We start from the raw sequence: 13,640 nt of genomic DNA, 5'->3' as shown, positions 1-13,640 counted from the left end.
ATTAAAAAAATCTCAGCCACACATAACCGCAATGACATCACCACCAAGGAGTTTCTCCCCCGGCCCACCACTTCAACGAAAAAAGACGTCCACGGACGTCTTTTTTTTGTGCCTGAAATTCAGAGAATGTCTATTGAGCACAAGCTTATTGAACCTGACGTCCGCTCGATGGAGAGTCAGGCCTCAGTGCTGGCCTGCCAGAACAGGACTGATCGACCGAGCATCAGCTTTCAGCGCGAAGTAGGTCCATATGCCTCCCAAAAGATCCGCCACTCCAAAGAGAACGATCATTGGACTGCCAAGGCCAACGACAGCGAAGGTAGTGAAGGCCACGAAGACGACGAAGCGCGTGTACACCGACGCTTCCAAAAATGGTTTGTTTTCGTGCTTGGCTGCGACCCAGGCGTAGATGCCGATATTGAATGCGATAACGCCAACCACGTGAATCCATACTTCGGAGGTTGGTGGAATCTGAAAGATCGACAGCAAGAAGTTCGGCGCGACGACTAACACGGCCCCTACGAAGAACAAATAGACGGCGAAGACCTTGGCACTGAGCGCAGACCTGGACATGTTTTCCTTTCCTTTAGGGATGTACGGCAGATGGAGCGAATGAACCTTAGAGGTCTGAGGTTTGACATGAGACGCTTGGCCGGGCTTGCCGGAACCAGCCTCTCGATACAGCGTTTTCAGCCTTAGGGGCAGGTAGCCAGAGGCCAACCGATACGCGCTGCACGGAGGAGGCTGGCTTTAACAACCAAACGGTGAAATGGAGCAATGATGAAGATGTAGGCGCGGCCTAAACGGTTGTGGCACTGGACCACGGTTGAAACAACGAGTTGGCGACTACCTTCTGGCTCTGCCTCTGCGGAACATAGAATCGATATACGGAAGTCGAGGTGCTTGTCGTCCTCTCCCAACACGATTTCAGTCTGGTTGGTGCTGTAGACCTTGAAGATTCCAACCCGACCAGCAAGTGATGCCAAGTGTTTGGCTGTCTTGAGACCAAAACAGGCAACGATAGTGTCTCGGACTTTCGTGAGCCATCCGATCCAGGATGGCTGGTGGGAAAACAGGAATCTAGCTAGCAAATCTGGATTACTGGAGGCGCCCGCAGGAAGCCGAATCGAAAAAGCGTCCGCCAGGTTCATCGACTTGTAAAGGTGGGTGATGCCGGACCTCGAGGGGACTGGCACGGAGGTAATGAGCTCAAATTCTCTGGGCATCGGGGGATCTCTCCTGAGATCTGACTACTGATTAGAAGACATGCCATATCGCGTTTCTTGTTGCGATGGCTTGTCGTAAACGCTCCATGTCGCCCTGTAAGTGCTTGTCTAGCTTGAAAGTGGTTGCGGCAAACGCGACATCGCCCTGTGAGAAACACCACAAGGTTGACCGTATGCCCTGTGCTTTCCAGATACGAAAGCAGCATCGGCAACGCTACCCACTTGCCACCACTGTGCCCACCGTCCTCTCCTAGCCGATTGCGTTGAAAAAGTCACCCCAGCCAAGTGGGCAATGCGTTGAGCATTGAAAGCGCCATTTTTTTGTACGCCGCTACGTTAAATCTGAATCGAAAGTTCCTTTTTTATGCCTGACTGATTGACGAAATCAATGGCTTCGCCTCAGGATTGCGCCAACTGCCATCATATCGCTATCACCCTCTGTTTAGCGCCAACCCAATCGTTCCCGATATGGACATTCAATGAAAAACCCAAAGTATTTGCTCTCCCTTTCATGCCTCCTGGCCGTGTCACTTCTGAGCGGTTGTGCTGCGTCGGTAAAAAGTGGCGGTGGTGAAACACTGGCGATTCAGGAGTCGGCGAAGCAAAACCTGGTGGTCAATTTCAAAGGGAACAGCAAAGTCCAGCAGAATGAAGACTGGCCCCTTTTGCAGCGTGACTGGAATGAGGCCCTGCAAGCAGAAGCCGCCCGTGCCGGCTACAGCCTTACAGAGGTTCAGACGTTGAGTTCGGGCACCAAGGATGGCGTCGGCATCACCATCAACGTGAGCAACTTCCGCTACCTGACGCCGGGGGCACGTGTTGCCGCTGGCATTATGGTGGGCAACGCCTGGGTCAATTCCAGCGCCGACTTTTCTGATTTGAAATCGGGGAGCCTGATCGGCACCCGAACCTACGACACTTCATCGTCGGCATGGGAAGGCGTGATGTCGGCCATGACCAAAAAACAGGTCCAGGCGATTGCGCAACAAATCATCAGCGACATCAAGAGCGCGAAGGCCAAGTAATCTGGCTCGTAGAGGTTCTTGCTGCGCAGACTGAACAAAGCCGTGAAGCGTCGAGAAATCGAAGCTTCACGGCTTTTTTGTTGCCTGGAATTTTTACCCGGCGATCACTTTCCAAGAGATGTTTTTTCAACGAACCATCAAGGTTGAACACCTTTGATTTTTTCCAGTCGCAGTGGGTAACCCGAGGCTGGCTGAACCACTGTCTCGCTTTCAACGGTTTGAATCACACGACCGTCAGCGTCCTTGGTAACGGCGATGGTCTTGCTATAGGTGCTTTGCACCACACAGCCGTTCAACACGAACACGGCACCCAAGATCAAAGAGCACTGGATAATCTTCACGCGGGAGTTCCTTCTCTTGAACATAAGAACAATCACTTTAGGGGCCATTACTGCCCACTTCAACATCAAAATGACATCAACCAACTTGAAGCAGTGCTTTGAGCATTTTTCTCTACACTCATCCCATCCAAGACAAATCGTTCGGATACCAAAACCTGACCTTTCATCACTTTTATCTACCGAGCCCCCATGACCCTCAAAGACCGCTTGAAGCAAGGCAAGGACGCTCGAAAAAACTGCCCTCGCAGTGCTCAAGCGGCCACCGGAAAAACCAGTCGTGACCCGCTGCCACTGATCAAGCGATCCAGCGAGGGACGGGTCAATTCTCTGGTCGAGTTACGCTATGGCCGCATGCTGGTGTCGCCGTTCACCTTTTATCGCGGCAACGCGCTGTTGCAGGCTCACGACCTGGCCGGCACGGCGAACATGGGTCTGGTGTCGACGATCTGCGGTGACAGTCACTTGATGAACTTCGGCGGTTTCGCCACGCCAGAGCGCAACCTGCTGTTCAGCGTCAATGACTTCGATGAGGTCCATCCCGGCCCCTGGGAGTGGGATGTCAAACGTCTGGTGGCGAGTTTCATGGTGGCCGCCCGTGACCTGCGCCATGGCGAAACCGTGGAAGAAAACGTCTGCCGCGAAGTGGTCGCCGCGTATCAGCAAACGATGCTCGAATGCGCGGAGCAAAGCGCGTTGGAGACTTGGTACGAGTCCATCAGTTATGACGATCTGCGGCAACAGGCGAGTAAAGCCACGCTGGAGCACGTGGAGCGCGCCATCGCCAAAGCCGAACGTCGTACCCATGCCGAATTGTTGCCGAAAATCAGTGAACGTGACGCCGCAGGCCGTCTGATCATTCGCGATGACCTGCCGGAAATTTTCCATCTGCACAAAAACACCACGCTGCTGGATGCCGACGATGACTGGCTGCGGCTCGCGGACTGGCGACCGCTCTACGAGACGTTCATGAGCGAATATCGGGCGACCCTGCAAGCCGACCGGCGCGGGCTGCTGTCGCGCTTCAATGTTCAGGACCTGGTGTTCAAAGTGGTCGGCGTCGGCAGTGTCGGCACGCGCTGCCTGGTGGCGCTGCTGACTGACGAGCAAGAGTTCCCGTTGTTCCTGCAATTCAAGGAAGCACGGCGATCGGTGCTCGCCGACTACGTGAAGGCCAAGTCTCGCGTGCGGCATAACGGTCAGCGCGTGGTCGATGGTCAACGGCTGATGCAGTCCGCCAGTGATCTGTTCCTCGGCTGGACCACCGGCCCCAACGGACGCCATTTTTACGTGCGCCAGTTGCGCGATATGAAAATCTCCGCCGAACTGGAAACCTTCGACGCTGAAGCCTTTGCCGCCTACGGCCGAATCTGCGGCCGCGCCCTCGCCCGTGCGCACGCCAAATCCTCCGGGCATGCCGCGCAGATCAGCGGTTATATCGGCAAAAGCGATGCGCTGGCCGATGCGCTGTTCAAGTATGCGAAAACCTATACCGAACAGAATGACCGCGACTTCGAACGCTTCCAGCAAGCCTGTCGCAAGGGCCGTTTGCGGGCACGGTCGGAGGCGGACTTTGCGGCCGATCATTTGCCGTAAGCCCCCGACTTTGCCGCGGCGCAGATGAATTTTTCTTCACCCCATCGCACCCCGGCAACCGGTACATTGCGCTCGCTCATTCAAGAAACTACGGTTTGCCCGCCCTCCCGCGGGCTTTTTTTTTTGGGGTACTTCACGGATTACCGGGAAAGACGCTCCTGGTCTTCATGAAAAAGAATTCGCTGTCCCGGTAACCGTACGCCATCCCGCTTGATGACTTTGCTCACGGATTACGCGTACGACCGCAGTCGCCTGTAGGAGCGAGCCTGCTCGCGATGGCGGCTTCACTGTCGATAAAAATGTCGTCGTCATTGCAGGACATCTCCTACCAAAAACGAAGAAAACGCCCACAGATTTTTAGGGTTGTTGCTCGGAAGCGGGCTCTTTAGTCTTTGCTTGTCACTGAAAACTCAGTGATCGGGTGTGAGAACCTGGCAACTTATGGTCATACAGAGCCTGTAACCGCATAATCGCGCCAGCTTATCCGCTGTCCGCAAATGCGTTATGGCGGCTGTGTGCGGGCAGACTTTGGTCTGGCCCGGGTGTCCATAACCGGTTTTCTCACCCCGCACATAGCTGCCACCTCTTAGCCGCGTGAGAAACGGCAAGCGGCGGCTCCAACGCAAAAGGAAAATTTGTATGGACAAATTAATCCCCGATCCCCCGACTACCTCCCCATACCGCCCCAGCCCCTTCTTCACGATCCTTCCCGACATCGGCACTGAAAACCTCCTCGCCCATGCCTGCGAGTCATTGGCATCCGCCAGCGTCATGACCAGCGATTTAGCCACCTACCTCGACGGTTCACAGCGCAACACCGCGCTGGCCATTGCGCAGATCATCATGCTGGCGGAGCTGGCAGTGAACCAGGCACTGGATAACGTTGATCCGCAGGAGTAGGCAGGCATACCGCGTCATCGTTAATCGCGAGCAGGCTCGCTCCCGCACTGGACCGCGTTCCCTTGCGGGAGCGAGCCTGCTCGCGATGACGGACGGCCAGCCGACAGTGATGTCATCTGATCCACCGGCACATCCAGCCGCGCTCGCCCATAAAACGCCAACGCCGTCAGCAAACACGCCAGCCACACGAAGATCCCGGCCCAGAATGTGTGGGACATGTAGTGCCAGCCTTGCAGGACCCGCGTCGTGCCGTAGACGAAACCGAGCAGCAGCGAGCCGTACATCAGCGCTTTCGAATAGCGCCAGCGGTAGCGGCGCGCGACGAAGTACAGCGCCAGCATGGTGAACCCGCCGGACGCATGCCCGCCCGGCCAGCAGCGCCCCTCACCGGCTTCCCTGAACAGTTGGAAGTTTTCGTACCACTCCATGTGGGCAATTTTCCCGCCATATAGCGTCGTTTCAATTGGGCAATACACGCTGGTGTGCGCCTTGAGGAAATGGATCACCCCGGTGCAAATGGCAAACGCGAACACCACAAACAGAAAATCCCGACGATGGTCATAGGCAAACTTCAGCACCGGAGCGGCTTTGCTCCGCTCCAGGAATCGGCCAAGACGCGGACGTTTTTGCGGGTTGATCAGCGGCCAGACAAACGACAGCATCACGCCGATCAAGGCAATTTCAGCAGTCCAGTTCGGAATGATGCGCGCCCATTTATGGGTGAGCTTTTCAAAGAAGTGAACCTGGTCGAGCGGGAAGGTCTGGGTCAGCGGATCAAAAAAAAGATTACTGAACGCGATGTCGATTTTGGTCATGTCGAACATCAGAAAAACGACGGCTGCGCAGGCCAGTGGAATACCGAAGTTGAAGTAGTAGAAACGCATGGGATTACTCATTGGCTGGTCACCGAGCGCCAGTCGGAAGCTTCGATATAACCAAGCATTCGCGGCGCCTGTAGCGATTCGGCGGAGATAAACAAAGAGGATCCATAGCCAAGAGTGGCCGTCGGCAGCTTGAGGCCTTTTTCGATCTGCGCCATGCATTCACTGTGGGTCACCAGAATCAGATTACGCCCTGGCACTTTGTGCGCCAGCGCGTCACGCAACATAGTGCCCTTGCAATTGATCAACCACTCCTCATGAGTACTCACCTTGTTGAACATGTAGGAGGCCGTCTGTGCGGTCCGCATCATCGGGCTGTTGTAAATGTCAGCCTCGCCCAGGCCGAGCCTTTCGAATTGCGCACCGACACTCACGGCGACGCTGCGCGAACGATCCGTGATGCCGTCATTGCCCGTCAGACACGCGGCCGTCGAGTGATCGCAGCGCTCGACATGGCGCACCAGCACAATCATGTCGCCCTTGGCCCAACCGGATAACAACGCCCGGGCGCCCGAGACATTGCCATGGGCCAGGTCCGGAACGGCGGCAGGCCGCAACAGCCAGACGGTCAACGGGATCACCAACAGCGCCGAGGCGAGTACCACTGCGGTGTTTCGATAGCGGGTAAAACGGCTCAGATCAATCGAGCGTTTGACCCCGAACAGACTCAGTCTCAATTCCACATCAGGCCGCCTCACCGGCATGCATCACTTACATTCGATGCCGCGAGGGTAGAGAGGCTCGCGTCGGCAGTCGGTGAAACCCATGTGAAAAAAAGCTTAAGCCCCCTGCAAAAACTTTTGTTACAGAACCGTCTGACAAAATCCTTTCAGCTCTCGCGATTGCTGCCGATACAGACCTGCTACACACCCTTGGCTACCAAAAACAACAATCTTCCAGCCAACCGACGACCAAAAGCGCAACGTTCCTGGAGGAATTTGATGAATAGCTGGTTCGGCAACATCAGCGTGAACATGAAACTGGGCCTGGGGTTTGGCCTGGTCCTGGCACTGACCTGCGTCCTCGCCCTGACCGGCTGGACGAGCCTGGGCAGTCTGATTGACCGCAGCAACTGGATGAGCGACATCACCCAGCTCAATGCCGGTCTGACCAAACTGCGTGTGGTTCGCTTGCAATACATGCTGACCAACGGCGATGAAACCACCGCGCAGAACGTCCAGACCACCCTGGATGCGTTTGCCGCTCAGCAACAAGCGCTGCTGGTGAAGTTCAAGAGCCCGGAAAACCTCAAGCTGCTCAAAGAGCAAGGTACGCAAATTGACGCGTACAAAACGTCCCTGAACAAAATGCGCAGCGCCTACCGTTCCGGCAACAGCGCGCGCGACGCCATGGGCGCCAACGCGGAAAACGCGAATTCGCTGATCAACGCCATCAGTACCCGCGTACAACAAATGCCGTTGAGCGATCAGCGCTTCGAACAATTCCAGGCCATCACCGCCGCCAAGGAAGCGTTCATGCTGGCCCGCTACGAAGTGCGCGGTTATACCGCGACCACCAACGCCGAGACCGAGCAGAAAGCCGTCGGCCAACTGGACGCGGCCATCGCCAGCCTGAAACAACTCAATGTGCAATTCGCCGACACGATGCTGGACGAGTTGCGTCAGCTGGAAACGGCATTGAGCAATTACCGCAGCGCTTTGCAGGCTTATAAAGCCGCGAGCAACGATGCTGTGCAGGCGCGCAAGGAAATGACCGATCAGGGCGCCGCCATCGTGACCCTGAGTGAGCAGCTGTATCAGATCCAGCTCGACCGTCGTGACGCCGAAAGCGCACAAGCCCGCACTCTGCAACTGATCAGCACCTTGCTGGCGTTGCTGGTCGGGATCATTGCCGCCGTCATCATCACCCGTCAGATCACCCGCCCGCTGCGCGACACGCTGGCAGTGGTCGAGCGCATCGCCGGCGGCGACCTGTCCCAGGACGTCAAAGTGACCCGCCGCGATGAACTCGGCGTATTGCAACAAGGCATCGCGCGCATGGGCGTGACCCTGCGTGACCTGATCAGCGGTATCCGCGACGGCGTCACCCAGATCGCCAGCGCCGCCGAAGAGTTGTCCGCCGTGACCGGGCAGACCAGCGCCGGCGTTAACAGCCAGAAGATCGAGACCGATCAGGTGGCCACCGCCATGCACGAGATGACCGCCACCGTGCAGGAAGTCGCGCGCAATGCCGAAGAAGCGTCACAAGCAGCGGCCGCCGCCGACGGCGAAGCCCGCGAAGGCGACAAAGTGGTCAACGAAGCCATCGCCCAGATCGAGCGTCTGGCCAGCGAAGTGGTGCGTTCCACCGAAGCCATGAGTGTGCTGCAACACGAAAGCGACAAGATCGGCAGCGTCATGGACGTGATCAAGGCCGTGGCCGAACAGACCAACCTGCTGGCGCTCAACGCTGCCATTGAAGCGGCGCGCGCCGGTGAAGCCGGTCGTGGTTTTGCCGTGGTGGCCGATGAAGTGCGTGGCCTGGCCCAGCGCACGCAGAAATCCACCGAGGAAATCGAAGGCCTGGTGGCCGGTTTGCAGAACGGCACGCAACAAGTGTCCGCCGTGATGAACAACAGCCGCGCCCTCACCGACAGCAGCGTCGCCCTGACCCGCAAGGCCGGTGTGTCACTGGAAAACATCACCCGCACGGTGTCCAACATCCAGTCGATGAACCAGCAGATCGCTGCCGCCGCCGAACAGCAAAGCGCCGTGGCCGAAGAGATCAGCCGCAGCATCATCAACGTACGCGACGTGTCCGAACAGACCGCCGCTGCCAGCGACGAAACCGCTAAATCCAGTGTTGAACTGGCGCGGTTGGGTAATCAGTTGCAGATGATGGTGAGTCACTTCAGGGTTTGACGTTCACTTTGCGGTGAAGCAAAGGCCCATTCGCGGGCAAGCCTCGCTCCTACAGGGTTGATGTCGTTCGGAAAATCATCGGAACGACATCAATCCTGTAGGAGCGAGGCTTGCCCGCGAATGCAATCGAACAGACAACAAATACCTGGGATCAGCCCTTAGCCTCGCTTTCACCGCCTTAACGCAGAGGCAGATCTAACTCGATACCACCACTCTCTCTGAATCGATTATTGATTCGACTCCCCAAACCGCAGGTACGACCATTCGGGTCGAGCGCTTTCCTCAAGATGAAGAGAGCCTCCTCTTCAACTGAACGGCAATTACTCTCTGCCGCGATTCGCAATTGCTCGTAGATCTGCGGATCAAGATTGCCAATGGTGATGCTGGCCATAAGCGCCTCCTGTGCTCGTCGAAATTGAACGGACGACACTATCACGAGGCGTGATTTTTCCTGCTGCGTTACACACTAATCGCATTGGTAAACACCAACCGATTCCCGAACGGATCGCTGATGGTCATGTCCTGGCTGCCCCACGGCATGGCCTGAATCTGTGGGTGCGAAAACGTGTAGTCCTTGGCCAGCAATTGCTGCTGAAACGCCTCCAGCTCATCGGTCTCGATGCGCAGCGCCGAGCCCGGTGTGCTGTCGCCGTGATGTTCCGACAGGTGCAACACGCATTCGCCGCGGGAGACTTGCAGGTACAGCGGGAAATTCGGCTCGAAACGGTGCTGCCAGTCGATCTTGAAACCGAGGAAGTCGACGTAGAACTCCACGGCTTTGTTTTCGTCGAAAATCCGCAGGATCGGGGTGGTTTTGCCGAAGCTCATCAAGTTGCTCCCAGACTGGTAAGGCCCAGAGTGTAGCCGGGCTAGTGTCAGCGCTTCGGCTTGGCGATGGCTTTCTTTAATTGCAATGTGCCACCACGTGAAGCAGTTCAAAAGATTTGTCGACTGGCTGATCGCTTTCGCCGGCAAGCCTGGCTCCTACAGGGGTTTGTGGGGGCTCTGAAAACCGTCACGCAAATCGCCTTCCCGCGCCAGGAACCGCCCTTCTCGTTTCCCGTTCGCCTGCCCTTCGCTGTAACTCAACACACCGTTGACCCACACCCCGTCGATGCCTTCTGCCGCCCGTTGCGGATCGTTGAAATCCGCGACATCACGAATCGTTGCAGGATCGAACAGCACCAGGTCCGCCCAATGCCCTTCACGGATTTCGCCGCGCTCCTTCAAGCCGAATCGCGCTGCGGACAACCCGGTCATTTTGTGTACCGCGGTGTGCAGCGGAAACAGCCCGACATCGCGACTGAAATGTCCGAGGACGCGTGGGAAAGCGCCCCACAAACGTGGATGCGGGAACGGGTCTTCCGGCAAGCCGTCGGAACCGACCATCGACAGCGGATGCGCGAGGATGCTTCGTACGTCCGCCTCGTCCATTCCGTAGTACACCGCGCCAGCCGGTTGCAGCCGGCGAGCGGCATCGAGCAACGGCACACCCCATTCGGCGGCGATATCCATCAGGTCGCGGCCACCGAGTTCCGGGTGCGGCGTGGACCAGGTAATGGTGATGCGGTGCGCATCGGTGACTTGCTTGAGGTCCAGGGTCGAAGAACTCGCCGCGTAGGGATAGCAATCGCAGCCCACCGGGTGGGTTTTCGCGGCCTCTTCAAGTGAGGCCAACAGTTGCGGACTCCGCCCCCAATTACCGGCGCCGGCACATTTGAGGTGGGAAATGATCACCGGTGATTGCGCATGACGGCCGATCCGGAACGCCTCGTCCATGGCTTCCAGCACGGGCTCGAATTCGCTGCGCAAATGGGTGGTGTACACCGCGCCGAACGCGGTCAGTTCTTCGGTCAGTTGCATCACTTCATCGGTGGACGCCGAGAACGCGCTGGCGTACGCCAGACCAGTGGACAGACCCAACGCGCCGGCTTCAAGGCTTTCGCGCAGTTGCTCACGCATCGCGCTGATTTCATCCGGCGTGGCCGTGCGAAACAGGTCATCAAGGTGATTGCTGCGCAACGCGGTGTGGCCGACCAGAGCGGCGACGTTCAACGTGGTGTTCGCCGCTTCGACCGCCGCGCGGTAGTCGCGGAACGTCGGGTAAACAAAGGCCGCCGAGGTGCCGAGCAGGTTCATCGGGTCTGGCGGATCGCCCTTCAAACTCACCGGCGAAGCGCTGATCCCGCAGTTGCCGACGATCACCGTGGTCACGCCCTGGCTGAGCTTGGGCAGCATTTGCGGCTGGCGGATCACCACCGTGTCGTCGTGGGTGTGCACATCGATAAAACCTGGCGCCAGCACTCGGCCGGCGGCGTCGATTTCTTCGGTGGCGGTGGCGTCGTGCAGGTCGCCGATGCGCTCGATGCGGCCGTGCAGAATCGCCACGTCGGCGGGGTAACCGGGGGCGTTGCTGCCGTCGATGATCAGGGCGTTGCGAATCAGCGTGTCGTACATCATGTCAGTCTCCCAGCGGCAAGTGATCGTCGCCGCCGCGGTAATCGTCGAGGGCGAGTTTGATCCGCCGCAGACGCTCTTGATTGTCTTCAGGATTGGCCAGCGCCAGCTCGGTAGCGAGCACGTCGATGGCCAGCAGCATGCCGTAGCGCGCCGCCGTGGGTTTGTAGATGAACGAGGTTTCCGCACTTTGCAGCGGCAGCACGATGTCGGCCAGTTGCGCCAACGGCGAGTCGCTGCGTGTGATGGCCAGAATCCTTGCGCCGTAGTTGCGGGCCACTTCCACCGTTTCGAGCAACTCGGGGGTGATGCCGGTCAGCGAGCAGACGATGACCACGTGCTCGGCACTGAGGCTGGCGGCGGTGACCCGCATCATCACCGGGTCGTGGCACACCGAAATCGGGTAGCCGAAGCGCACCAGCCGCACTTGCAGTTCATCGCTGCACAAGGTCGAGCAACCGCCCATGCCGAAGGCATGAATCATCCGCGCCTTGCCCAACAGTTTCACCGCGTCGGCGAAGCGCGACTCGTCGAACGCCGACAGGTGCTGACGCAACGTCGACTCGATGTCGCCCACAATCTGCCCATAGAACGCCGACTGATCGGGCGTGCCCGCCGGGTCGAGAAAACGGCTGCCGACGCCGCTGGCCTGCGCCAGTTGCAGGCGCAGGTCGCGCAAGTCGCGGCAACCCACCGTGCGGGCGAAACGCGACAGCGTGGCGGTGCTGACTTCCGCTCTCAGCGCCAGCTCGTCGAGGCTGGCGGCAGAGGCAAATCCTACGTCATCGAGCATCAGCCGCGCGATGCGTCCTTCGCCGGCGCTGAAGGAATCCTGACGGGCGCGGATCTGGTAGAGGATGTCCATGGCAGGCGGCTCCGGTTAAATCAGGTAAGAAAGACCCACGGTCAGCGCGAAGGCGACCAGCGAAATAATGGTCTCCAGCACGGTCCAGGTCTTGAACGTCTGGGTAACGCTCATGTTGAAGTATTCCTTGATCAACCAGAAGCCGCCGTCGTTGACGTGGGAAAAGATCACCGACCCGGCGCCCGTCGCCAGCACCAGCAACTCCGGGTGCGGATAACCCAGACCGATGGCCACCGGCGCGACAATGCCGGAGGCGGTGGTCATGGCCACGGTGGCGGAACCGGTGGCGATGCGCATCAGCGCGGCGAACAACCAGCCCATCAGCAGCGGCGACAGGTGAAATTCGTGGGCCAGGCTGACGATCTGGTCGGTGACCCCGGCGTCCACCAGGATCCGGTTCAAGCCGCCGCCGGCGCCGACCAGCAAGGTGATGCTGGCGGTCGGTGCCAGGCATTCGTTGGTGAACTTGAGGATCGATTCACGGTTGAAGCCCTGGGCGAGGCCGAGGGTCCAGAAGCTCAGCAAGGTCGCCAGCAGCAGCGCGATCACCGAGTTGCCGATGAACAGCAAAAACTGGTTGAAGCCGCTGCCCGGTGTGGATATCAGGTTGGCCCAGCCACCGATCAGCATCAACAGCACCGGCAACAGAATGGTCGCCATGGTGATGCCGAAACCCGGCAGGCTGTCGCGCGGTTCGCGCTCAAGGAACTGCCGTTCCAGCGGGTTTTCCGCCGGCAGCTGAATGCGCGGCACGATGAATTTGGCGTACAGCGGACCGGCGATGATCGCCGTCGGAATGCCGATCAGAATCGCATACATCAGCGTCTGCCCCACCGACGCCTGATACACCTGCACCGCGAGCATCGCCGCCGGGTGCGGCGGCACCAGCGCATGGACCACCGATAGCCCGGCGACCATCGGCAAACCGACCATCAGGATCGACACGCCCACGCGGCGCGCCACGGTAAACGCAATCGGCACCAGCAACACAAAACCGACTTCGAAGAACAGCGGCAGCCCGACCAGAAACGCGATGCACACCATGGCCCAATGCGCGTTCTTCTCGCCAAAACGGTCGATCAAGGTGCGCGCCACCTGCTCGGCGCCGCCGGATTCGGCCATCATCTTGCCGAGCATTGTGCCCAGCGCCACCACCAGCGCAATGTGCCCCAGGGTCTTGCCGACACCGGCCTCGTAGGCGCCGACCACCCCGGACGGCGGCATGCCGGCGAGCAATGCCAGGCCGATGGAGACCAGGGTGATGACGATGAAGGGATTAAGCCGGTAACGGGCGATCAGAACGATCAGCGCGATGATGGCGATGGCGGCATATACCAGCAGCCAATAGCCGAAGGACAGGGTCATGCGGTACTCCTCGAAAGGGTCACGTCGAAAGTTTTGTGAAACTCTTAAAACATTTCGAAGCGTGAAACTCAAACGAGGTGAAAGTAATTTTCGTACAGGGGTAAGGGTTGTCGCGCAGAGGTATGC

At 58.4% G+C, this 13,640-nt stretch carries 14 protein-coding genes and 1 pseudogene; 5 read left to right on the top strand and 10 right to left on the bottom strand.

The features are described 5' to 3' along the window. Positions 1 to 183 precede the first annotated feature (183 nt). Together KGA82_RS12815 and KGA82_RS12810 are read right to left on the bottom strand one after the other, a co-directional pair. Entirely contained in the window at positions 184 to 573 is a 390-nt protein-coding gene (locus KGA82_RS12815; RefSeq protein ID WP_223450588.1) for a hypothetical protein, read from the bottom strand. Positions 574 to 695: 122 nt separating this feature from the next. After that, positions 696 to 1,226 (bottom strand): DUF2867 domain-containing protein, encoded by a 531-nt coding sequence (locus tag KGA82_RS12810; protein WP_223450587.1) that lies wholly within the window; start codon positions 1,224 to 1,226, stop codon positions 696 to 698. A gap of 479 nt (positions 1,227 to 1,705) precedes the next feature. Here KGA82_RS12810 and KGA82_RS12805 point away from each other — a divergent pair, with 479 nt between their 5' ends. Then, a complete protein-coding gene (locus KGA82_RS12805) occupies positions 1,706 to 2,251 on the top strand; it encodes a hypothetical protein (protein ID WP_223450585.1) in 546 nt (181 codons plus the stop codon). 137 nt (positions 2,252 to 2,388) lie between these two features. Here the strand turns inward: KGA82_RS12805 and KGA82_RS12800 are convergent, their stop codons facing one another. After that, entirely contained in the window at positions 2,389 to 2,592 is a 204-nt protein-coding gene (locus KGA82_RS12800) for a hypothetical protein (RefSeq protein ID WP_223450889.1), read from the bottom strand. A gap of 189 nt (positions 2,593 to 2,781) precedes the next feature. Here KGA82_RS12800 and KGA82_RS12795 point away from each other — a divergent pair, with 189 nt between their 5' ends. After that, on the top strand, positions 2,782 to 4,185 hold the full coding sequence (locus tag KGA82_RS12795) for a DUF2252 domain-containing protein (RefSeq protein ID WP_223450584.1): 1,404 nt from the start codon (positions 2,782 to 2,784) through the stop codon (positions 4,183 to 4,185). A 639-nt stretch (positions 4,186 to 4,824) separates the two neighbouring features. Further along, positions 4,825 to 5,085: a DUF6124 family protein gene (locus KGA82_RS12790; RefSeq protein ID WP_008029850.1), complete on the top strand. Its 261-nt coding sequence runs from the start codon at positions 4,825 to 4,827 to the stop codon at positions 5,083 to 5,085. 20 nt (positions 5,086 to 5,105) lie between these two features. Here the strand turns inward: KGA82_RS12790 and KGA82_RS12785 are convergent, their stop codons facing one another. Beyond that, the gene (locus KGA82_RS12785; RefSeq protein WP_223450583.1) at positions 5,106 to 5,969 is read right to left on the bottom strand and encodes a phosphatase PAP2 family protein; all 864 of its coding nucleotides are present in this window, start codon (positions 5,967 to 5,969) and stop codon (positions 5,106 to 5,108) included. A gap of 8 nt (positions 5,970 to 5,977) precedes the next feature. Beyond that, complete coding sequence (locus tag KGA82_RS12780; RefSeq protein WP_008036560.1) at positions 5,978 to 6,649, bottom strand: histidine phosphatase family protein; 672 nt, start codon at positions 6,647 to 6,649, stop codon at positions 5,978 to 5,980. A 258-nt stretch (positions 6,650 to 6,907) separates the two neighbouring features. Between KGA82_RS12780 and KGA82_RS29495 the strand changes: the two are divergent. Both KGA82_RS29495 and KGA82_RS29490 read left to right on the top strand, forming a co-directional pair. Next, a pseudogene (locus KGA82_RS29495) lies at positions 6,908 to 7,921 on the top strand (methyl-accepting chemotaxis protein); the annotation flags it as partial. A 42-nt stretch (positions 7,922 to 7,963) separates the two neighbouring features. Next, complete coding sequence (locus KGA82_RS29490) at positions 7,964 to 8,827, top strand: methyl-accepting chemotaxis protein (RefSeq protein ID WP_411736724.1); 864 nt, start codon at positions 7,964 to 7,966, stop codon at positions 8,825 to 8,827. A 178-nt stretch (positions 8,828 to 9,005) separates the two neighbouring features. Here KGA82_RS29490 and KGA82_RS12770 read toward each other — a convergent pair whose 3' ends face one another. The 5 genes from KGA82_RS12770 to KGA82_RS12750 form a co-directional block, all read right to left on the bottom strand. Next, positions 9,006 to 9,218 (bottom strand): FitA-like ribbon-helix-helix domain-containing protein, encoded by a 213-nt coding sequence (locus KGA82_RS12770; RefSeq protein WP_223450582.1) that lies wholly within the window; start codon positions 9,216 to 9,218, stop codon positions 9,006 to 9,008. A gap of 68 nt (positions 9,219 to 9,286) precedes the next feature. Beyond that, entirely contained in the window at positions 9,287 to 9,655 is a 369-nt protein-coding gene (locus tag KGA82_RS12765; RefSeq protein ID WP_192227667.1) for a glyoxalase superfamily protein, read from the bottom strand. Between the two features lie 156 nt (positions 9,656 to 9,811). Next, complete coding sequence (locus tag KGA82_RS12760) at positions 9,812 to 11,287, bottom strand: N-acyl-D-amino-acid deacylase family protein (protein ID WP_223450581.1); 1,476 nt, start codon at positions 11,285 to 11,287, stop codon at positions 9,812 to 9,814. Between the two features lies 1 nt (position 11,288). Next, positions 11,289 to 12,149 (bottom strand): MurR/RpiR family transcriptional regulator, encoded by an 861-nt coding sequence (locus KGA82_RS12755; protein WP_223435496.1) that lies wholly within the window; start codon positions 12,147 to 12,149, stop codon positions 11,289 to 11,291. A gap of 15 nt (positions 12,150 to 12,164) precedes the next feature. Then, complete coding sequence (locus KGA82_RS12750; RefSeq protein ID WP_192227665.1) at positions 12,165 to 13,514, bottom strand: gluconate:H+ symporter; 1,350 nt, start codon at positions 13,512 to 13,514, stop codon at positions 12,165 to 12,167. Positions 13,515 to 13,640 lie beyond the last annotated feature (126 nt).

Origin of the sequence: Pseudomonas sp. BF-RE-22 (genome assembly GCF_019956155.1) — a bacterium.
GTDB classification, from domain to species: Bacteria; Pseudomonadota; Gammaproteobacteria; order Pseudomonadales; family Pseudomonadaceae; genus Aquipseudomonas; species Aquipseudomonas migulae.
Note: the sequence above shows the minus strand (reverse complement) of the source record. Positions and strands in the feature narration are given on the sequence as shown.